This is a genomic window from Granulicella mallensis MP5ACTX8, from assembly GCF_000178955.2.
Classification (GTDB): domain Bacteria; phylum Acidobacteriota; class Terriglobia; order Terriglobales; family Acidobacteriaceae; genus Granulicella; species Granulicella mallensis.
On the sequence record NC_016631.1, the window covers coordinates 4,613,989 to 4,635,346 of the forward strand.

Here is a 21,358-nt window from a genome sequence, read left to right on the forward strand (position 1 = left end):
CTGTGAGTAAGGGCTTACAGATAAAAGCAATCATCGGCACAGCCACGGGTTCGAAGGCGCTTGCCTTTGCTGTTGCTGTTGTTTTCTGGTTGTCATTCCGCCCCTCGAGCGAAGCGAAGGGGAGGAACCTGCTGTCTCCCGTTCTTTGTTCGTACCACCCGGAAACATATAAGTCAGAACTGAAGCAGCATTTACGCCAGAACGTAATATTTGTGGCATCAACCGGCGAAAAGCGGGAGACAGCAGGTTCGCTCGCTGCGCTCGGCATGACAACCAGAAAAACAAAGACGATTTGTGCCCCTTAAAAGCGAAAGCCCCATCCTCGCCGCACAAACGCGACAAGAATGGGGCTTCCGTAATTCCCTACTTCAAGGTCGAAAGCGTAGGCTGCAGGTGCACGACGACCCCGTCCAGCCCAGCCTGATGCGCAATGATCTTCTTCAGCGTCTCGTACGGAATACCCGCGACCGGAAGCAGATGACCGTTCACCGCAAGAATCGGTGTCTGGTCAACACCAACATCCGTACCCAGCTTCTGGGAGGCCTTGACAGCATCCTTGATCGCCGGAGTCTCCGCGCAGGCAGCCGCCGCCGCGGGGTCTCCGCCAGCCTTCGTGACAGCAGCGCTCAACGTAGCGTCAGCACGCTCAGGAGTCAGCCCATCCTGCATGTCGAAGACGGTCTGCGCATAGGTAAAGAACGCGCTATCGCCCTTGGCCTTGCGTACGCACTCGCCTTCAGCCGCCGCGCGAAACGCGTAGGGATGAAGCTCGCTGATCGGATAGTTCTCAAACACGATGCGCGCCTGGGGGAAGTCCTGCGCAATGTTGTCCATCGTCGCCTGGACTTCCTTGCAGTGAGGGCACTGCAGATCGGCAAACTCTACGAGCAAAAGCTCTTTGCCTGCGGCTCCGCGCGCGGGGCCATCGACACGATCCTGCAGAATCTTCCGTGTCGCGGCAAACGGCGTCGCACCGAAGTCGATCACGTTATCGGCGATCGCATGCTTGCCATCCGGCGTAGTGAAGAAGACAGTCTGCGTGCCCTTACCCGGCTGCGACTTATCTGACACAAAGACAACGACCTTGCTGACACCAGGGGCCGGCGTCGCAAGGACTGCGGCAACGCTCCAGATGCGATTCTCGTCGTAACCCCAGATCGCCTTCAGAAAGCTGTTAACCTCATCGGCCGTAGGAGAGGTCGCCGTAAAATTCTTCGGATTTACCGGAGGAAACGGATTGGCAGGCGGCACGGCGTTCTGCGGCTTGGGAGCCTGGGGCTCCGCAGCCTGCGTTGCGGGACTAAGCTTGGGCGTGCCCGGCGTCTGCCCGAACATCGGTACTGCGACTGTCAGCAGCGCCAGACCGGCTGCCGTTGCGAGGGTGCTGTTCTTCACGTCTTTCGGTCTCCTGGCTTCAGCGGTCTCCGCCTCAGCCGTTTATTTCTTTTCAGATTTTGTCGAGCTTTTCCGTTAGGGCCTGCTTGAACCATTAGACCCCGGTTGAACTTCAGACTTCGCGTTTTGCGGCGATGGGAAAGCGTCTCCCCATGCCAAAGGACTTCTTGGAAACCTTGAGCACCGGAGCAGCCTGCTGCCGTTTGTACTCACTGCGCTCCACCAACTGGATCACCGAGCGCACCAGGTTCTCATCCACACCCTGCTTTGCCGCAATCTCTTCGGCAGAGACATAGTCCTCAATGTAAGCCCTCAGGATCGGATCGAGCACCTCGTAAGGCGGCAGGGAGTCGGTATCCTTCTGCCCCGGCCGCAACTCCGCCGAGGGAGGCTTGGTCAAGGTGTCTTCCGGGATGATCTCACGCTCACGGTTGGCGTAATGGCTTAACGCGTAGACCTCGGTCTTGTACACATCTCCGATCACGGCAAGCGCGCCGACCATATCGCCATAAAGCGTGCAATAACCGGTCGCCATCTCGCTCTTGTTGCCGGTCGTCAGCACCAGGGCTCCGGTCTTGTTGGAGAGCGCCATCAGCAGGCTGCCGCGAATGCGCGGCTGCAGATTCTCCTCCGCCAGGCCAAACGACGTGCCGGCAAAGAACGGCTGTAACGAGTCAGAGAACTGCGTGTAGATCTCGCGCACAGGCACGACCGAGAACGCGATCCCCAGGTTCTGCGCCAACTTCTCGGCATCGCTGACCGAACCGGTAGACGAAAACTCGCTCGGCATCCCGATTCCCTGCACATTCTCCGCGCCGAGAGCCTCCACGGCAATCGCCGCAACCAGAGCCGAATCGATTCCCCCGCTCAACCCCAGGAGCGCCTTCTTGAAGCCACACTTGCGCACATAATCGCGTGTTCCCAGCACCAGCGCCTGCCATGTGAGGGACGTCTGGGTCGCGGCGTCCGTCTCCGGCACAGAAGCTACCTTTACCGGAGCGCTATCCGTATCGAAGATCACAAGGTCTTCGGCAAACCCACGCGCCTGCGCCACGATCTCCCCGTCAGGCCCGGCGACAAACGAGTTTCCGTCGAAGACCAGGCTATCGTTGGCCCCTACCTGGTTCACCAGCACGACCGTCGCATGGTGCCGCTTCGCCAGGGCGCCGATCATGCGCTGCCGGACTTCGACCTTGCCATGCCAGTAAGGAGAAGCGGAGATGTTCAGAATCAGCCGCTGCCCTCCCAGTGGTTGCGGCAGTACAGCCCACTGCTTCATCAACTCTTCAACAGGGTCGACAGAATAATTGCGGCGCGGCCAGAATACCTTGTCGTTCCAGGCGTCCTCGCATACCGTGAGTGCCACGGCCTGACCTTTGACCACCGCGAGCGACTGATGGGTCGCAGGCTCAAAGTAACGCTGCTCATCAAAGACGTCATAGAACGGGAGCAGCATCTTCTGCTGCAGGCTCCGGATCTCTCCTGCCTCCAGCAGCGCCGCGACGTTGCGCACATGCTTGCCGGTAGGTTGTGCAACGGACAATGCCGCCCCGCAGAGGATGGCTGGACGCCCTTCCCCCTTGGTCAACGCGGCAACCTCCGCCAGCGACGCCTCGGCGCGTTTGACAAACGATTCCTTTTCAAGGAGATCCGCGGGTGGATATCCGCAGATCGCAAGTTCCGGAAAGATCACGAGGTCGGCGCGTTGCGCAACAGCGCACTCCGTAAACTCACGAATCTTCTGCAAATTGCCGGAGAAGTCTCCGACAGTCGGGTTGATTTGGGCCAGGGCAATCCGCACAGAATCAGTCTATCGCGGCCCGGGGTTCCTCAGGAGCCTGTGCCGCCCACAACGACACTGATCGTCCGCGCCAGGATGCGTAGATCCAGCAACAGGTTCCAGTTCTCGACATACGCCGTGTCCAGTGAGATATAGCTGTCGAACGAGGGATCCTGGCGGGCTTCCACCTGCCACAGCCCGGTCATTCCCGGCAGCACATCCAGACGGCGCAGATGAGAGAGCTCATACTGCTCGACCTCGGCAGCAATCGGCGGCCGCGGACCGACGAGGCTCATATCGCCGATCAGCACATTGAAGAGCTGGGGAAGCTCGTCCAGAGAGTACTTGCGCAGGATGACGCCGATTTTGGTGATGCGAGGATCGTTGCTGATCTTGAAGAGCACACCCTCGCGTTCGTTCAGATGCGCCAGGTTCTCGCGCAGCCGGTCGGCATTGACCACCATCGTGCGGAACTTGTAGCAGGTGAAAGTCCGTCCCTTGCGGCCAATGCGCTGAGCGCGGTAGAAGAACGGCCCCTTGGAATCGAGCCGCACAGCGATGGCGATAGCAACCATCAAAGGTGAAGCAATCCCAAGAATGATGACCGACAGCGCGACATCCAGAATCCGCTTCAGCAGGAAGGCGCCGCGCGGGAAGTCGCGCCGATGCAGGGGGATCGTCGGAAACTGTCCGATGTACTCCACCCGTGCGTTCCAGGCGAGGCCGTCATACAGATCGGGGACCACGCGCACATCGATTCCCTGCGAGCGGGCCTCTTCGACGACGGCCATGACGGTCTGCTTATCGGCGGGGGTCGAAAAGTAAATCTCGTCGACGAACAAGGACCTGGCCAGCGCCACACAGTTGCTGACGTCGCCGATCACATCGGGAGCAATCCGGTCATCGCCCCTCGGGGCAAGCGAGATGAAGCCCATGAAACGGAAGCCCATATGACGAAGAGCTTCCAGGTGGTTGCGCAACGCATGGCCAACGCGTCCATCCCCCACGATCAGGACGTTGCGCGTCTCCAATCCCTGCAGGTAGCGGCGCTCTCGCAGCTTGCGCATCACGGCACGGCGAATCATCACCAGCACCATCGTGATCACAACCGTCAGGAGCACCATGACACGCGAGATAGCGTACCCATGCATCACATACAGGTTGCCGCAAAGCAGCAGGCCGGCGGTCAGGGTCGCCTGTACGGTCATCCGCTGCTCGTGCAGGCCGCTGTGGTTCTGAGCCAGGCCATACAGCCCATAAATCCGCGCGAAGATCACCAGGTAGAGGCCGAAGAGCGCGAGGAACATAAACGAGACAGCCGGGCGCGCCGGCACCAGGTGGGCCAGGACTCTATCCGCAGGAATCGGGCTTTCAGGGATAAACCGGAGCCGGAAGGCGATGAAACCGGCAAACATAGCGGTAAAAAAGTCAAAAGAAGCCCAAACGATACTGGTCAACGCCGGTTGCGATAAGGTTCCCGCAGTCCCAGCCGCAGAGGCACCATGCCTCCCATGCCTCCCGGAAATCACTATCTGTTGGAGATAGTCAGGTGTCGTCATCTTGAGCTACCGTAAATGGCCCCACACCGAAGAACGGTGTTTGTTATCTATCTTGAGGAAGTGTCCCATACTCTATGGGCAACGGTTGAACGGCGTTCGAAAAACATTAACAAGCCCGTACCCGTAACAACATCATTTCAAAAACGTTGGACCCCGAAGGGTGAATGATTGTTAACCCTAGTTTGGCAGAATCAGGGCATCCAAAGCAAGGAATTCCTGAAGTACAGGATCCTTGCTGGAGCGCATCTCCTCCATCGTCCCGAAGAAATGCGCCTTGCCTTCGTGCAGAAAGACAACGCGATCAGCCAACTTCTGAGCGAAACGCATATCATGGGTGACCACAATACTCGTGAGATGCAGTTGCACTTTTAAACGTTGGATCAGGTCTCCTAAAAGATGCGCCATTAAAGGATCGACCATGGTGGTCGGTTCGTCATACAGAACAGCCGACGGCTGAGCCGCGAGTGCCCTCGCAATCGCCACCGACCGCTTCATACCGGTGGAAAGGTCCGAAGGCAGCAGGTCTTCCATCCCGGCGACCCCCACCATCTCCAGCAAACCCTTGACCACCTGCCGGATCTGGTCCTCCTCCATTGTTCTGCGCTCACGCAGCGGAAAAGCCACATTTTCTCCCACCGAGATGGAGTCGAATAACGCACCGTTTTGGAAGACCATCGTGACCTTGCGCCGAACCTCCTGCATCTCCCGCTCGGAGAGACCCGAGATGTCCTGCCCGGCGACCAGCACCGTTCCCTGATCGGGCTTGAGGAAACCCATCAAGATCTGCAAAGAAACCGACTTGCCGACGCCGCTTCGTCCCAAAATACAGAGCGTCTCCCCCGGATTGACGAAAAAGCTCACATCTTCCAGCACAACGAAGTCGCCAAATGACTTACAGACGTGCTCAAAGGAGATGTAAGGACCGACCTGGGAGGAGTTTAAGAACTCCTCACCGGCAATCCCCGCATCAGCTTCGATATTCGAATCATTCGCAATGGCTTCAGCCTCTTCCTCGTTAGCCTGCGCCGCCTCGGCCATGAACTCCTCAACCACAGGAGCGACATCCGCCGAAACCTCCGCGGTCAGGGACACTTCTTCATCCGGCGGCAGTTTGGCCTCGTTGTCGTCAGTCACAGCTTTCCCTCCCAGCTAGTATCCCATTCGTGGTTACGCTGTTCGATGCTGGGCCCAGATCTCGGCTTCAGCCAATTCCTGTGGAGTGTTCATGTTCGAGAACCAGAACTCGAGATCGAGCGCGGCAGGATTTGTCTCCGGAGCAAAGTGCGAGGCATCACAGGACCATAGCCATTCAGCCCCGTCGTTATCAATACTCATAAGGATTTCATCCAGGCGACGTTCCCCACGCTCAATGGCCTGAGCAACAGAGGCATAGCACTCCCGCCGAATCATGCAGAAAGCAGGCTGCCGCTGTTGATTCACCAGCAGATAGCTTGCCCCGCAACCTGCGAGCCCCCGTTCCAAAACGGCGGTAGCCCAGTTGTGCAGAAGTTGCACAGGCACCAACGGCACATCGACAGGGATAACCATCACCCACGGCTGCAATGCCCCCATCAATCCGGCTGCAATGCCAGCCGCCGGGCCTGCACCCAGCAACTCCTCCTGCACCACCGGCGCATACCCCGCCAGATCCTCACGATTCCCCGCGATGCTCACATCAACGCAAAACTCCCGCAGTTTCTCGACCGCAATCTCGACCATTGGACGCCCACAAAACGGCAGCAGCGCCTTATCCCGTCCCATGCGCAGGCTCTTTCCGCCCGCCAGCACGAACCCATGCACGGGCAGCTTCGTATCGCCCTCTCGAAACTCGTCTCTCGAATCTCGCAACTCGAAGGCCTAAGCCCCACCAACCAGCCCAAAGAACCGCACGATCGACTCGATCCCGCGATGAAAGTTGGCCAGGTGAAACTTCTCGTTCGGCGCATGAAGATTGTCGTCCGGCAGCCCGAACCCCATCATCACTGTAGGAATTCCCAGCTCACGAACGAAGTCGCCGACGATCGGGATCGACCCGCCACCACGTACAAACACCGTCTCCTTGCCGAAGACCTCGGCCATCGCCTCTTTTGCGGCGCGGATATAGTCGTTGTCCGTGCTCACCACGATCGGCTCACCGGAGTGGATCATCCGCACCGTCACCTGGGTTCCCTTCGGGACGATCCCTTCGACGAACTTCCTGTACTTCTCGAACGTGGCCTCGGGAGCCATTCCCGGCACCAGACGGAAGCTGATCTTCGCCAGCGCTTTTGCCGGAATCACGGTCTTCGCGCCCGCTCCGGTAAAGCCTCCGGGCATGCCGTGAACATCCATCGTCGGACGCGACCACGTCCTCTCCAGCACGCTGAAGTCCGGCTCGCCCGTCAGCTCCGTCGAGCCCACCTCTGTCTTGCGATAGTGCTCCTCATCAAACGGCAATGACTTCCAGGCCTTCAGCTCATCCGCAGTAGGAGCCTCGATGCCGTCATAGAAGCCGGGAATCGCGATGTGTCCGGTCTCATCCTTCAGCTTCGCAATGATCTGTGCCAGGGCGACGAATGGATTCGGAGCTGCACCGCCATACATGCCGGAATGAAGATCGGTCGCGGCGCCGCGCACCTCAAGCTCCGTATAGATCATGCCGCGCAGACCGACGCACAACGTCGGCAACTCAGGCGCGAACATCTCGGTGTCGCTCACCAGCGCGGCGTCGGCCTTGAGCACATCCCCATGCTCCCGCACAAAGGCCGCAATGCCCTCTCCGCCAACCTCTTCTTCGCCTTCGACGATCACCTTGATGTTGACCGGCAGCTTGCCTTCGGCCTTCAGAAGGGACTCGAGCGCCTTCACATGCATCCACATTTGGCCCTTATCATCGACCGCGCCGCGCGCGTAGATATTGCCATCGCGCTCTTCCGGCTCAAACGGCGGCGACTTCCACTCATCGAGAGGATCGGGAGGCTGGACATCGTAGTGCCCATAGCAGAGCACCGTCGGCTTTCCGGGAGCATGCAACCAATCGGCATAGACCAGCGGATGCCCCTGGTGAGTCGCCGTGGTCGTCTCGATCAGCCGGACGTTCTCCATTCCAGCCGCACGCAGGCCCTCGGCAACGAACTCCGCCGCCTTGCGCACATCGCCCGCACGTTCCGGAGTGGTTGAAATCGACGGAATGCGCAACAGCGCCTTCAACTCCTCAACAAACCGTGCCCCATTGTCCTTCGCAAACTCCACTGCCTTGCCGCTCATCAAAACACTCCTCAAAACCGTTCCGGCACCATACACCGATGCCCCCAGAATAGTCCGTCTATCTCTCGTCTCCAACCTGCTGCGGAGGGAATTACGATCTCTTTACATCTTTGATCGGCACTTCCCCGTCTATAACAACTACAGCGCTATAAATTACGAAGCAGCTCAATCCTGCAAAACTCATCTCAGAATCAGTCAACACAGAAGGAAGCATGACGAAGATCACGCCGCGCCACACAGTCTCAATCGCTCTTTTCCTCGGATTACTTTGCACCGGTGAACTCTGTGCGCAGCAGCTTGCGGCGTCTGATACCCCCAGTCTTCCTGCAGCACCGGTGGCCAACGTCTCCTATAGCTCCTCGAACGCAGCAGGCAACTTTTCAGACTCGCCGCCCCTGATCGATGCCCCAACGCCCCAAACTCCGGCATCCCAAGACAACGATCCCTCCGGGAAGCAGACGAAGCGCATTCTCGGCATCATCCCAAACTTCCGTGCCGTAAGCGCAGATCAGCATCTGCCGCCGCAGACGGTCAAAGACAAGTTCATAACCGCCAGCCAGGACACCTTCGACTACTCGGCCATCGTCGTACCGGCAGGACTCGCAGGCTTCGATCTGGCCCGCAACGCCACGCCTGAGTTCGGCCATGGCGGAGTTGCTTATGGCCGCTACTTCTGGCACTCCCTCGTAGACCAGACCGTCGAAAACTACATGGTGGAGTTTGTCGTCCCCGCCGCCACCCACGAAGACACCCGTTACTACACGCTGGGCCACGGAGGCTTTCTCAAGCGCACCGGCTATGCCCTGAGCCGCACCATCATCACCCGCTCGGACTCCGGCAAAGAGGTCTTCAACGCTGGTGAAGTCGTGGGAGCAGGAGCCGGAGCCGGTCTCTCCAACCTTTACTATCCCAGCCGGGAGCGCGGTCTGGGCAACACCGGCACCCAATGGGGCACAAGCATCGGCATCGACGCAGCCACCTTCGTCCTCAAAGAGTTCTGGCCGGACATCAACAACGCGCTCTTCCACAACAAAGACTAAAACGCCTGGACCACCATACCTCTCAAGGCGGCGGAGACAGGATGGCAATTCCATGGTGATACCATTTCACCCATGAATCGAGCCCTTGCTCTCCGCCGCCTGGTACTTCCTGCCGTGCTTGCCCTTGGCTTTGGATCGCTGGCCCCGGCGCAGCAAAGCGTGCCCGCTACCCCCGACGCTCCCCCGCAAACCAATCTCCCCACCGACACTCCGCTCAACCTGAAGCTGCCGACCGTCTTCATCGTCGGAGATTCTACCGCCCGCAACGGAGCCAACCTCGGCTGGGGCGACCACTTCGCACCTCTCTTCGACACCTCCCGCGTCAACGTCGCGAACCGAGCCGTGGCCGGCCGCTCCTCCCGCACGTACATCAATGAAGGCCGCTGGACCAAAGTTCTCAGTGAGATGAAACCCGGCGACTTCCTCCTCCTGCAGATGGGCCACAACGATGGCGGCGACCTCGGCGGAGCCAAACCGCGCGGCACCCTGAAGGGCATCGGCGACGAAACCAAGGACGTCCCCCAAACCACCGGCCCACTCGCCGGCCAGCTCGAGACCGTCCATACCTATGGCTGGTACATGCGCAAGATGATCGACGAAGCCAAAGCCAAGGGCGTCCAGCCCATGATTCTTACCCTCACCATCCGTAATATCTGGACTAACGGCCACATCGAGCGGGACATGGGCTATACCGCCTTCATTCACCAGATCGCCGACCAGGAGCACATCCCCGTCATCGACATGGCCACCCTCGAAGCCGACCGCCTGGAGGCCCTGGGCCAGGAAAAGACCGCTCTACTCTTTCCCATCGACCACACCCACACCAGCCCTGAGGGAGCTGAAAAGAACGCCCAGTCCGTAGCCGATGCCCTCCGTGCAAGCCATGTCCCCCTCGCCGGCTATCTCAAGCCGTAGCCAGGAGCGAAGCACTCGGATGTGTATTTACATCCGCGGTGCCCTCTTTCGTCTAAAATCCAATTAATGCGACTTCGCGCCCTCCATCTCGCCAGCGTCCTACTGCTGCTCGCCTCTCTCGGCGCGGCAGAAGGATCGGTCCTGCGCGAGGGCGACCTCCGTAGCGGCGTCCACTATATAGGCGTTCTGCTGGCGCAGGACTACGCCGGAGTCGATACCTGGGCGGAGCTCAACTCCGGCAGCAAGGATGCCCTCCGGTTCGATCTTCCTGTTGCCTCGCTCGTCCAGCACCGTGCTGTCTGGACCATGCGTCCTCCCTCTGCCCACTGCACAGAGCTTCAGGCCGTCACCGGCTTCAGCCTTTAGGCCCCTTTTCCCGAGCGCATTCCGTGCAGGCCGCCACTTGGCTCAGCCCATCTGTTCCACACAAACTAGAGATTGCGATCCTCTGTGCCCGTGTTTCCACCCGGCGCCCACGCAAAAAGGACACCCGCTTTGATCAACACTGTACTCGCCAAAGTCTTTGGTACCAGCAACGAACGTGCCGTAAAACGCATGCTCCCGGTACTCGCGCAGATCAACGGTTTCGATGAGTCCATCAAGGCCCTATCGGACGCCGAGCTCCAGGCCAAGACCCTTGAATTCAAAGCCCGCATCGCCAAGGCCATCGAAGGCCTGACCGACGCCGACGAGATCACTGCCGCCGAAAAAGCCGCACTCGACGAGATCATGCCCGAAGCCTTCGCCGTCGTGCGCGAGGCCGGACGCCGCGTCGTCGGCATGCGTCACTTCGATGTCCAGATGATCGGCGGCATGGTGCTGCACTCCGGCAAGATCGCCGAGATGAAGACCGGCGAAGGCAAGACTCTCGTCGCGACGCTTCCCTGCTACCTGAACGCACTCGCCGGCCACGGCGTGCACGTCGTCACCGTCAACGACTATCTAGCCAAGCGCGATGCCGAGTGGATGGGCAAAATCTACGGCTTCCTCGGCCTCTCCGTCGGCGTCATCGTGCATGACCTCGACGATCGCCAGCGCCGCGAAGCCTACGCCTCGGACATCACCTACGGCACCAATAACGAGTTCGGCTTCGACTACCTGCGCGACAACATGAAGTTCGAGATCAGCGAGCAGGTCCAGCGCGGCAACTACTACTGCATCGTCGACGAAGTCGACTCCATCCTCATCGATGAAGCCCGTACCCCGCTCATCATCTCCGGCCCGACCGACAAGACCACCGACAAGTACGCCATCGCCAACACCATCATTCCCCAAATTGAAGCAGGCGAACTGATCGAGTCGCTCGAAACCAAGATCTGGTCCGGCGATTACGTGGTCGACGAAAAGGCACGCGCCGTCACCGTTACCGACGAAGGCTGGGAAAAGATCGAAGGTCTCCTCGGCATTGGCAACATCGCCGACCCCGAAAACTGGGACATGAAGCACCACATCGAGGTCGCCATCAAGGCGCACGCTCTCTACCGGCGCGACGTGGAGTACGTAGTAAAAGACGGCGAAGTCATCATCGTCGACGAGTTCACCGGCCGCCTGATGCCCGGCCGTCGCTGGTCCGATGGCCTGCATCAGGCCGTCGAAGCCAAGGAAGGCGTGGTCATCCGCAAGGAAGACCAGACGCTCGCCACCATCACCTTCCAGAACTACTTCCGCCTGTACAAGAAGCTCTCCGGCATGACCGGCACCGCCGAGACGGAAGCCTCCGAGTTCGAAAGCATCTACAAGCTTGAGATCGTCGTCATCCCGACGAACCGGCAGATGCTCCGCATCGAGAACTCGGACGTCGTCTACCGTACCGCGAAAGAAAAATACTTCGCCGTCGCCGACGAGATCGAGCGTCTGCATGCGCAGAAGCAGCCCGTTCTGGTCGGCACTACGAGCATTGAAAAATCCGAACTGCTCTCCGACATCCTGAAGCGCAAGGGCGTGCGCCACGTCGTGCTGAACGCCAAGTTTCACGAGAAGGAAGCCGAGATCGTCGCCCAGGCCGGACGGCTCGGCATGGTGACCATCGCCACCAACATGGCCGGCCGCGGCACGGACATCCTGCTCGGCGGCAACTCCGAGTTCATGGCCCGCCAGGACCTCGTGAAGCGCAATCTGGCCCGCGCCGTCTCAGCCGCCGAAGGCTCCATCCAACCCGTAGCGGCTCCCGGGTTTGTGCGCTTCTACTACCAGTCGCAGGAGTTCGAGACCTCGCAGCAGCAGTGGGACGACATCATCGCCTCGCACTCCGCCGCCACCAAGGTCGAGCACGATGCCGTCATCGAGGCGGGCGGCCTGCACATTCTGGGCACCGAGCGCCATGAGTCGCGGCGCGTCGACAACCAGCTCCGCGGCCGCGCCGGCCGTCAGGGCGACCCCGGCTCCTCGCGCTTCTTCCTCTCCCTCGAAGACGACCTCATGCGCATCTTCGCGCGCGAGTGGGTCGGCACACTGCTGCAATCGCTGGGCATGGAAGAAGGCGTCCCGATTGAAAGCCGCATGATCTCCAAGCGCATCGAATCCGCGCAGAAGGCGGTCGAATCGCAGAACTTCGAGTCACGTAAACACGTGCTCGAATACGACGACGTCATGAACAAGCAGCGCGAAGCCGTCTACGGCCTGCGCCGCCAGCTCATGGAAGGCACCGAGCAGAAGCAGCTCATCACCGAGGACTACGTCTCGACGATCCTCTCGGGCATCCTCGAGGAGTTTGCTCCTGAAAAGGCTCACCCGGACCAGTGGAACGTCGAGCAGATCTTCTCCCAGATCTACGACATCTTCGGCGCCAAACTCGAAGGCGAAATCGATCCGACCCAGCTCAGCCGTCACGACTTTGGCGACGCCATCTTCGACAAGCTGCGTGAGCGCTACGACGTGAAGGAGAAGATTCTCGGTGAGCCCAACATGCGCTATCACGAGCGCATCGTCATGCTCAGCGTGCTCGACGGCCTCTGGAAAGAACACCTGCTCTCGATGGACCAATTGAAGGAAGGCATCGGCATGCGCGGTTACGCGCAGCAGGACCCGCTGGTGGCCTACAAGAAGGAGTCTTTCGAGATGTTCGAGACGATGATGCTGCGCTTCCAGGAAGACACCGCGCGTCACCTCTTCCGCATGCAGATCCTCGCTCCCGACGGCACCCCGATCGAGACAGCCGAACAACTCGCCGCGCTGCAGTCGGCACAGCCTGCGCCTCCGTCTCTGCCGCCGCAGCAGCAACGCTCGATCTCCGAGGAGGCCGGCTTGCCGCCCTCACAGCCGGCAACTCCCCCGCCCGCCGTGCCGACCCGTCCGCCATCGACCACCATCGACGCGCTGGAGCGTGAGTTTGAACGTAAGAAGCAGCGCGACCTCGACGCCGCCCGCAACGTAGGTGGAGCAACCACCTACACAGCTTCTCCCCGTCGCGCAGGAGAGAAGCTCGGTCGCAACGACGAGTGCTTCTGCGGCTCCGGCAAGAAGTACAAGAAGTGCCACGGCGCCAACGCGTAACAGCAAATCGCGAGCATTGAAAAAGAGCAACCGAAAGGTTGCTCTTTTTCTTGTCTCCCCATAATATGCAACTAGGAGGTTGCCTTATGGACAATCGTATCGAAAAGCATATCGAACTGAAGGCTCCGGTCTCACGCGTCTGGCGAGCCCTCACAGACTACCGCCAGTTCGGAGAATGGTTCCGCGTCAATCTCGAAGGCCCCTTCGTTCCCGGCGAAACAGCTCGCGGCTACATCACCTGGCCCGGCTACGAGCACCTCTTCATGGAGGTCATCGTGCAAAAGCTAGAGCCAGAGCACCTCTTCTCCTTTACCTGGCACCCCTATGCCATCGATCCCAAGGTGGACTACTCCAAGGAAACACCCACCCTCGTCGAGTTCAAGCTCGCGAAGACCGCGACTGGCACAGAACTCACCGTTACAGAGTCTGGCTTCGAGCACATTCCCCGCGAACGCTTCGCAGACGCCTTCCGAATGAACGACTCCGGCTGGACCCAGCAACTCAAGAACATCGAGACCTATGTCGCCCAGGCGCTCTAGTCCTAAGCCGCAAGCCAAGGCAAAAATCTTTGCCGCACTCGGCGACGAGACGAGACTGTCTCTGCTCGTCAGGCTCTCTGACGGGCAGAGACAGTCGATCGCTCAGCTCACCGAAGGTTCTAAGCTAACGCGTCAGGCCGTCACGAAACACCTGCGCATCCTGGAGCGCGTGCGCATCGTACACAGCACGCGAGCGGGCCGCGAAAGTCTCTTCGAATTCAACCCGAAGCCCCTCGACGAACTCAAACGATATCTGGATCTAGTCTCTGAACGATGGGACCAGACACTCTCCCGGCTTAAGTCCTTCGTCGAAATCAACGAGGAATAGCTATATCCTGAAGACATGGATCTCGAAATCACCGTCGACCAACTCAAGCAACAACTCTCCTCAGCTACGCCACCTCTGCTCCTCGACGTGCGCGAACAATGGGAGTTCAACACCGCCAGCATCGCGGGCAGCACGCTGATGCCGATGAACGAAGTTCCCTCCCGCGCCCACCAGGAGCTCGACGAAGAGCAGCACATCCTCGTCCTCTGCCATCACGGAGCCCGTTCGCTCTCGGTCGCCGCTTGGCTGCGCCAGCAGGGCTTTGACAAGGCACAGTCGGTTGCAGGCGGCATCAACGCCTGGTCGCGCTCCATCGATCCCACCGTTCCTCTCTACTGACCATGGCTGCCGCGCGAAACTTCGACGCCGAACTCGATGCGGTGAACGCTGCCGCCGAGCTCCCGCCGGACGAAGCCCTGCCGCTGCTTCGCAAGGCCCTCAACCATCGCAGCAACTTGATCGTCTCGCGTGCAGCCAAGCATGCGGGACGCCTTCACCTGGCGGTCCTCACAGACGCGCTCGCCGAGGCCTTCTACCGCTTCATGCCCGCAGCCGGGAACCCGGCCAAAACCGATCCCCAATGCTGGGCCAAGAATGAGATCGGCAAGGCGCTCGCCGCGCTGGAGTATCAGAACACCGAACTCTTTCTCGCAGGCATGAAACATCACCAGCCGGAACCCACCTGGGGTGGACCCTCCGACAGTGCAGGCCCCTTGCGCGGAGCCTGCGCGCTCGCCCTGGTGCAGTGCCGCGAGATCTCTTCCTCAACCCTGCTGCGGCATCTCGCCCCGCTCTTTCGCGATGAAGAGCTACCCGTTCGCGTCAACGCCGCTCGCGCCGTCGAACAGATAGGCTCCGATGCGGCAGCCCTGATGTTGCGGCTGCGCGCGGAGCTTGGCAGCGACGCCCCGGAGTTGATCGGAGCCTGCCTCGGTGGAGTTCTCCGCCTCGACGGCGAATCCGCTCTGCCTTGGGTCTCCGGCTTTCTCACACTCGGAGACGAGCTCTCCGCCGAAGCCGCCTTCGTCCTGGCCGAGCATCGCTCGCCTCAAGCCGTCACACTGCTGCAGACCGCTCACGACGCCACATTCAACCGCGACTTCCGCGCAACGCTGCTCACAGCCATCGCCTCGACCCGGCTGCCCGAAGCTACGGATTGGCTGTTGCAGCGCGTCATCTCCGGCGCGCAGGACTCAAAACTCGCCGCCCAGGCGCTCTGCGATGCCCAACCTCCGCCGGAAATCGCGGAACAGCTACGGGCAAACGGATTTCCCTGCTCAGGCCGCTGAAGCACGGTGATGAAAACGCTTCACAATCTCAAGATACTTCCGTGCATTCTCCGTGATCGTCTCCGGCTGCCCGGCGGCAATGGCTTTCGTGTCCACGAGGTCCGCTCCAACACCAAGCGCAAACGCACCAGCCTCGAGAAACTCATGCGCCGTCGCCAGCGAGACGCCACCCGTTGGAATCAGCTCAATCTGCGGCAGCGGAGCCTTCAGGCTCTTCAGATACTTCGCTCCACCCAGCGCATTCGCCGGAAAGACCTTGATGATATCCGCGCCGCACTGCCAGGCCGTCACCACCTCGGTCGGCGTGAGAGCTCCCGGCAGCACCGCGACAGAGTAGCGCTGGCAGATCTCCACCGTCTTCACGTTGAGCGCAGGGCTTACGACAAACTGTGCGCCTTCGAGCATGCAGATACGCGCGGTCTCAGGATCAAGCACGGTCCCCGCGCCGATGAGGATGTCAGGGCGCTCCTTCGTGAGCCTTGCCATCACCCGCACCGCACCGGGCACGGTCATCGTCACTTCGAGCACGGTGACGCCGCCCGCCGCAATGGCCTCCGCCAACGCCAGCGCCTGATCTTCACTCTCCGCACGCAATACGGGAAGCAGCCCGATCCTGCGTATCTCCTGCAACACTTCACTCTTGCTCAAGCTCATCTTTATCCCCTCATCGCTCAACTACTCATAGCTCGTAGCTCAAAACGCCCCAACAACTCTCCGCGCTCTTACCGAACCGTTCCCGCCGAGCCCCCCGCCATCAATCGTTCCACCTCCGGCAGTGTAGCCATCGACGAGTCACCTGCGGTCGTCATCGCGAGCGCTCCATGCGCGATCCCACAATCCAGGGCGTAACGCATCCCCTTGCCTTGCAGCAGACCGTAGATCAACCCCGAAGCGAACGAATCGCCCCCGCCAACACGGTCCAGGATCTCGAGATCGTCAAAGCGCAGGCCTTCATAGGCCTCACCCTCCGCATAGCCAAAAGCGCTCCAGCCATTGCGGTTCGCCGTGTGCAGACGCCGTACAGTGCTGGCGATCACCTTGAGATTTCCGAACTCCGCCGTCACACGGCCGGCCATGGCGCGGAAGCTGTCCAGCGTATGCCACACGGGCCCCTGAGAGGCTTCGCCAAGCGTCGCCGCGATATCGCCTTCGTGGCCAAACAAAACATCGACCAGCGGCATCAGCGATCGATTCACATCGATAGAACCCTTCCGCCCTCCACGTGACTTCCAGAGCGAAGGCCGGTAGTTGCAGTCGAAGCTCACGATCGTGCCATGGCGTTTCGCAGCAGCCATCGCTTCGCGCACCACCTCGGTAGAGTCTTCACTCAACGCCGCCATGACGCCGCCGGTATGGAACCACTGGACACCTTCGTCCTGAAAGATCTCGTCCCAGTCCACATCGCCGGGCTTCATCTGTGAGATCGCCGTGCTGCCGCGGTCCATCATCCCCATGCCACCGCGCACGCCAAAGCCGCGCTCCAGAAAATAGATCCCGTTACGAGCCTCACGTCCGACACCGTCAAAATCCCGCCACAGCACATGCGACAGATCGACTCCGCCCTGCAGCATCAGATCTTCGACCAACCGGCCCACGGGATTATCCACGAGCGCAGTAACGATAGCGGTCCGCAGATCGAAGCAGCGGCGCAGGCCACGTGCAACGTTATACTCACCGCCGCCCTCCCACACGCGAAAGTTGCGAGAGCCGACAATCCGTCCCTCGCCCGGATCGAAGCGCAGCATCACCTCGCCGAGCGAAACCAGGTCCCACTCACAAAGCACAGGGTCGCGCAGGGCCAAACCGCCATGGCCCTGCGCCGAATCACTGATTAGCTCACTCGCTGACTCGCTGACTCGCTGGCTCACTTCAACTCCGCAATGGCCACGGCATCCATGTCGTCGTACGCCTGGTTCTCACCGCCCATTCCCCAGCAGAAACCATAGCTCTTGGTGCCCACACCTGCATGGACGCTCCAGCCCGGAGAGACCGCAACCTCACGGTCGCCGATAAAGAGATGCCGCGTCTCCTGCGGTGGCCCCATCAGGTGTAGCACGCGGTGCGCGGGATCGACGTCGAAGTACAGGTAGACCTCACTGCGGCGCATGTGCGTGTGTGGCGGCATCGTGTTCCAGTTCGAGCCTTCGTCCAGCAGCGTAAAGCCCATCACGAGCTGACAGCTACGCAGCCCCTCTTTATAGATCGCCTTGTAGATCGTGCGCTTGTTGCAGGTCTCCACCGCGCCGAGCTTCAGACCTTCGAGGTCCTGGAAGCGCACCATCTTCGTCGGAAACTCTGCATGGGCCGGATAGCTCAACAGATAGAACGCAGCAGGCTTCTCCGCATCCTCACTGGAAAAGCTGATCACCTTGCTCCCGCGACCGATATAAAGACAATCGAGCTTGCCTAGCTCGAAGGTTTCTCCATCCACCGTGACCGAACCCGAACCACCGACGTTGAGCACGCCCAGCTCGCGCCGTTCGCAGAAGAACTCAGCCCGCAACTCCGGCTGCGTCTCCAGATGCAAAGCGGACGTCGTGGGTACAGCCGAGCCGATCACCGTGCGGTCGAGATCGACATAGGCAAGATCGAGGCCGCCGGGACGAAACATGCCTTCGAGTAAAAAGGTCTCGCGCAGCTCCGGTGTCGTCATGCGGCTGTAGCGAACGGGATCTGCCATTTGCAGCAACTTCATCGTAAATCTCCTCTTGTCTGTGGCTCTAAGAATAACGCGCCTTGATTGCGCGCTGTGATTGCATACCGTTGTCTATTGCATATGGACGTTAGTTCTTCGCAGGCGGTGGAGGCGGCGGCGGTGCCACCAAAGTCTTCGTCACCCCCGCCTCACCCCGCTCTTCCACCTTGATCACATACATCGTGATGGTCTGCCCCGGAGCTTCAATCGCCTGATGCGGCGTACCCGCCGGAATATGAATGAAGTCGCCCTTGTGCAGCACATGGGGCGTCGCTCCATCCAGACGCGTTCCACGCACCTCGCCGTTCGGGCCTTCCTTGCCGTCGATCATCGTGCCGCCGGTCAGCTCCGTGCCCTCGCCATCGATCACGATCAGGAAGTCGGCAAAGTGCTTGTGCAGTTCGCCGCCACCACTCTGGGTGCGGGCCGACAGCATCGTGTAGTGGCCGTTATAGTTTGCCAGCGTAATACTGGCGCTTCCGTTACCTGCCTTCGCCTGCTCCAGCAGGGCCTTACCCTGCTGCGCGAGCGCGTCGAAGTTCAATGCCTCAGGCTGCGTCTGAATCGTGGACTGCGCGCTCTGTGCGCTCATCACAGTCGCCGCCCCTATGAATGCCAGCGCCGCCAGTCTCCGCGCTGGCCGTCCCCACCTACCCAACAGGTCCTTCATCTCAAGCCTCCGGTATTGCAGCCTCAACAAACCTGTCCAACAGCATACGCAAGAGCGCATAGACTCGTCAGCTTTATACAACCGGATGACTGCGCAGAGAATAATTTTCGGCGGCATAAAAATGTTCGCCTCGGGCATTGCCTTCACCCTTTGCTCTTCGTGCGTCACTCCGCGTAGAGTTTCTTCATCATGTCTATCTCCACCACCGCTCCGACCATCCTCGATCTCTTTCGCCTCGACGGCAAAGTCGCGCTCGTCACCGGAGCCGCCAGCGGCCTCGGCGCAGCCATCGCCACGGCGCTCGCACAGGCCGGAGCCGAGGTCGCCGTGCACGGCAATCGCAGACCCGCCACAGAGACCGCTATGGCCATCGGCGACAAGGCCGCAGCCTTCCAGGCTGACCTCTCCTCGACCAGCGGCGCGGAATCCCTCTTCGGTGCAGTCAAAGAGCGCTTCGGACGCGTGGACATCCTGGTCAACAACGCGGGAACGATCCATCGCAACGCCGCCGAAGACACCCTGCTTGAGGACTGGCAGCACGTCCTGCAGGTCAATCTCACCAGCGTCTTCCAACTCTCGCAGTTCGTCGCCCGCGACATGATCTCGCGCGAGGCCGCGGGAAAGATCGTCAATATTGCCTCGCTGCTGAGCTTCCAGGGCGGTATCCGCGTTCCGGCCTATGCGGCCTCCAAAGGCGGCGTGGCCCAGCTCACCAAGGCCCTGGCCAACGAGTGGGCCCCCAAGGGCATTCGGGTAAACGCCATCGCCCCTGGCTACTTCTCTACGACCAACACCGAAGCTCTGCAGGCCGACGAGACACGCAATCGCCAGATCCTCGAACGCATCCCCGCCGCCCGCTGGGGCAAGCCGCAGGATCTCGCAGGTGCAGCGCTCTTCCTCTCCTCAGCAGCAAGCAACTACGTTACGGGAACCGTCCTCACCGTAGACGGCGGCTGGATGGGACGATAGAGTTTTGCAACAATAACGCTTTGAAAGGGCGGGGCTTCAGCTGTACGGACTCATGACATCCTTTACACATTGTCTCCAGACATCCTTTACAGATTTGTGGGGGTGTCTGGATGTCGTGGAGGCATGTGGAAGTCTCGTCGCAGCGTGTTTCGTTTGTGCAGGAAGCAGTCTCTGGTCTGCGTTCTCTAGCGGTGTTGTGCGAGGAGTACGGGATTAGCCGGCCCACCGGCTACTTATGGGTGAAGCGGTATCGCGAGAGTGGTTTGAGTGGGATTGCGGAGCGCAGCCGCAAGCCCTTGCACAGCCCGGGGCGGAGTTCTGCGGAGTTAGAAGGGCGGATCGAGGATCTGCGCCGGCTGTATCCGGAGTGGGGCGCGCGCAAGCTGCAGTGGCTCTTGGAGAAGGATGGTGTGAACGTTCCAGTCGCAACGGTTCATCGGATACTGAAGCGGCGCGGTTTGGTGCATCCGCTGGATCGTCATCGGAAGGCGACCGGGAGCTTCTGTCGGGAACGGCCGAACCAGCTCTGGCAGATGGATTTCAAGAGTCCGAAGGGCTGGGGCACCCATATCGGCCCGTTATCTGTGCTGGACGACCATAGTCGTTACGCAGTGGCACTGGAACATCTGGGTTCCAGCGGTGCAGACGGCGTGCAGCAACGTCTGGACCAGGCGTTCAGGGATTGTGGTTTACCGGATGCGATGCTGATGGATCACGGCACTCCGTGGTGGAACATGCAGTCCGCAGGGGGCTGGACACAACTGTCGGTATGGCTGATGAGGCTAAGTATCCGCCTCTACTTCTCCGGCTACTCCCACCCGCAGACGCAAGGTAAGGTAGAGCGCTTCCATCGCTCGCTGGAGATGGCGAGACGACGTCGTGTACAGCCAGAGAAGGGCCAGGAGCAGGCATGGCTGGACAGCTTCCGCTATGAGTACAACCACATTCGTCCGCACCAGGCACTGGAGATGGCCACTCCGGCAAGCCGCTGGAAGGCTAGCCTGCGACCCTTCACAAAACCCCTGGACCCCGTCTATCCCGCCGATGCAGAAGTCTACCCACTGAACTCCAATGGATCGTTGCGGCTCGATAAGGCCACCTGGCAGGTGGCCGGTGCGCTCGCCGGACAACTCGTCCGAATTCAGCGCATCGACCACCGCGCCCTCGTCTTCTACGGAGCTACCCTGATCCGGGAACTCGATCTCGCCGGGCATGGCTCCACGATCGTGGAGCCATGCCCGGCAAACTTCCTCAACTTGTAAAGGATGTCTGGAGACAATCTGTAAAGGATGTCTGGAGACTAGACAGTTTCAACCCTGCCGCTAACACCCGCCGAGAACGTGGCTTTAGCCACTGAGGGAACGCCCCCAGCGCGAGCCTGCCATCCCCCTCCGCGGCTAAAGACTATTTAGAGGTTGCCCTAACGGCGACGCAGCCCCGC

General features: G+C 60.3%; 21 protein-coding genes. 11 read left to right on the forward strand and 10 right to left on the reverse strand.

From position 1 onward, the window contains the following. Positions 1-2: 2 nt before the first annotated feature. On the forward strand, positions 3-305 hold the full coding sequence (locus ACIX8_RS25700; RefSeq protein ID WP_150110656.1) for a hypothetical protein: 303 nt from the start codon (positions 3-5) through the stop codon (positions 303-305). A 58-nt stretch (positions 306-363) separates the two neighbouring features. Here ACIX8_RS25700 and ACIX8_RS18005 read toward each other — a convergent pair whose 3' ends face one another. From ACIX8_RS18005 to ACIX8_RS18030, 6 genes are all read right to left on the reverse strand, one after another. Continuing rightward, positions 364-1,395: a DsbA family protein gene (locus ACIX8_RS18005; protein ID WP_014266806.1), complete on the reverse strand. Its 1,032-nt coding sequence runs from the start codon at positions 1,393-1,395 to the stop codon at positions 364-366. A gap of 112 nt (positions 1,396-1,507) precedes the next feature. Beyond that, positions 1,508-3,196 carry an NAD+ synthase gene (locus ACIX8_RS18010; RefSeq protein ID WP_014266807.1) on the reverse strand — a complete coding sequence of 563 codons (1,689 nt, stop codon included), beginning with the start codon at positions 3,194-3,196 and terminating at the stop codon, positions 1,508-1,510. Positions 3,197-3,225: 29 nt separating this feature from the next. Next, the gene (locus ACIX8_RS18015; protein WP_223295379.1) at positions 3,226-4,632 is read right to left on the reverse strand and encodes a sugar transferase; all 1,407 of its coding nucleotides are present in this window, start codon (positions 4,630-4,632) and stop codon (positions 3,226-3,228) included. A 279-nt stretch (positions 4,633-4,911) separates the two neighbouring features. Beyond that, positions 4,912-5,868: an ABC transporter ATP-binding protein gene (locus tag ACIX8_RS18020; protein WP_014266809.1), complete on the reverse strand. Its 957-nt coding sequence runs from the start codon at positions 5,866-5,868 to the stop codon at positions 4,912-4,914. 33 nt (positions 5,869-5,901) lie between these two features. Next, on the reverse strand, positions 5,902-6,582 hold the full coding sequence (mobA, locus tag ACIX8_RS24765; RefSeq protein ID WP_014266810.1) for a molybdenum cofactor guanylyltransferase: 681 nt from the start codon (positions 6,580-6,582) through the stop codon (positions 5,902-5,904). Between the two features lie 9 nt (positions 6,583-6,591). Continuing rightward, positions 6,592-7,980 (reverse strand): dipeptidase, encoded by a 1,389-nt coding sequence (locus ACIX8_RS18030; RefSeq protein WP_014266811.1) that lies wholly within the window; start codon positions 7,978-7,980, stop codon positions 6,592-6,594. A gap of 212 nt (positions 7,981-8,192) precedes the next feature. On the opposite strand from ACIX8_RS18030, the gene ACIX8_RS18035 reads away from it, so the two are divergent. From ACIX8_RS18035 to ACIX8_RS18070, 8 genes are all read left to right on the forward strand, one after another. After that, positions 8,193-9,020 carry a hypothetical protein gene (locus tag ACIX8_RS18035; protein WP_014266812.1) on the forward strand — a complete coding sequence of 276 codons (828 nt, stop codon included), beginning with the start codon at positions 8,193-8,195 and terminating at the stop codon, positions 9,018-9,020. Between the two features lie 72 nt (positions 9,021-9,092). Next, positions 9,093-9,935 carry a rhamnogalacturonan acetylesterase gene (locus tag ACIX8_RS18040; protein ID WP_014266813.1) on the forward strand — a complete coding sequence of 281 codons (843 nt, stop codon included), beginning with the start codon at positions 9,093-9,095 and terminating at the stop codon, positions 9,933-9,935. A gap of 66 nt (positions 9,936-10,001) precedes the next feature. Next, positions 10,002-10,301, forward strand: coding sequence for a hypothetical protein (locus tag ACIX8_RS18045; protein WP_014266814.1), 300 nt, complete (start codon positions 10,002-10,004; stop codon positions 10,299-10,301). A gap of 129 nt (positions 10,302-10,430) precedes the next feature. After that, positions 10,431-13,427: a preprotein translocase subunit SecA gene (gene secA / locus ACIX8_RS18050; RefSeq protein ID WP_014266815.1), complete on the forward strand. Its 2,997-nt coding sequence runs from the start codon at positions 10,431-10,433 to the stop codon at positions 13,425-13,427. A gap of 86 nt (positions 13,428-13,513) precedes the next feature. Further along, on the forward strand, positions 13,514-13,966 hold the full coding sequence (locus ACIX8_RS18055) for an SRPBCC family protein (RefSeq protein ID WP_014266816.1): 453 nt from the start codon (positions 13,514-13,516) through the stop codon (positions 13,964-13,966). Next, positions 13,947-14,294, forward strand: a complete 348-nt coding sequence (locus tag ACIX8_RS18060) for an ArsR/SmtB family transcription factor (RefSeq protein ID WP_014266817.1) — start codon at positions 13,947-13,949, stop codon at positions 14,292-14,294. Before ACIX8_RS18055 ends, ACIX8_RS18060 begins: the two co-directional genes overlap by 20 nt. 15 nt (positions 14,295-14,309) lie before the next feature. Beyond that, the gene (locus tag ACIX8_RS18065; protein WP_014266818.1) at positions 14,310-14,633 is read left to right on the forward strand and encodes a rhodanese-like domain-containing protein; all 324 of its coding nucleotides are present in this window, start codon (positions 14,310-14,312) and stop codon (positions 14,631-14,633) included. A 2-nt stretch (positions 14,634-14,635) separates the two neighbouring features. Further along, entirely contained in the window at positions 14,636-15,583 is a 948-nt protein-coding gene (locus ACIX8_RS18070) for a hypothetical protein (RefSeq protein ID WP_014266819.1), read from the forward strand. On the opposite strand, the gene ACIX8_RS18075 is transcribed toward ACIX8_RS18070, so the two are convergent. The 4 genes from ACIX8_RS18075 to ACIX8_RS24770 form a co-directional block, all read right to left on the reverse strand. Continuing rightward, entirely contained in the window at positions 15,572-16,237 is a 666-nt protein-coding gene (locus ACIX8_RS18075; RefSeq protein ID WP_014266820.1) for a bifunctional 4-hydroxy-2-oxoglutarate aldolase/2-dehydro-3-deoxy-phosphogluconate aldolase, read from the reverse strand. The two genes, ACIX8_RS18070 and ACIX8_RS18075, sit on opposite strands and share 12 nt — an antisense overlap. A 68-nt stretch (positions 16,238-16,305) precedes the next feature. After that, positions 16,306-17,451, reverse strand: coding sequence for a sugar kinase (locus ACIX8_RS18080; RefSeq protein WP_014266821.1), 1,146 nt, complete (start codon positions 17,449-17,451; stop codon positions 16,306-16,308). Continuing rightward, on the reverse strand, positions 17,448-18,278 hold the full coding sequence (kduI, locus tag ACIX8_RS18085; protein ID WP_014266822.1) for a 5-dehydro-4-deoxy-D-glucuronate isomerase: 831 nt from the start codon (positions 18,276-18,278) through the stop codon (positions 17,448-17,450). The genes ACIX8_RS18080 and kduI overlap by 4 nt, the downstream gene beginning before the upstream one ends. 88 nt (positions 18,279-18,366) lie before the next feature. Further along, positions 18,367-18,948 (reverse strand): cupin domain-containing protein, encoded by a 582-nt coding sequence (locus tag ACIX8_RS24770; RefSeq protein WP_014266823.1) that lies wholly within the window; start codon positions 18,946-18,948, stop codon positions 18,367-18,369. A 189-nt stretch (positions 18,949-19,137) separates the two neighbouring features. Between ACIX8_RS24770 and ACIX8_RS18095 the strand changes: the two genes are divergently transcribed. Beyond that, the gene (locus ACIX8_RS18095; protein WP_014266824.1) at positions 19,138-19,917 is read left to right on the forward strand and encodes a glucose 1-dehydrogenase; all 780 of its coding nucleotides are present in this window, start codon (positions 19,138-19,140) and stop codon (positions 19,915-19,917) included. 110 nt (positions 19,918-20,027) lie between these two features. Next, positions 20,028-21,179 (forward strand): IS481 family transposase, encoded by a 1,152-nt coding sequence (locus ACIX8_RS18100; RefSeq protein WP_014263729.1) that lies wholly within the window; start codon positions 20,028-20,030, stop codon positions 21,177-21,179. Positions 21,180-21,358 lie beyond the last annotated feature (179 nt).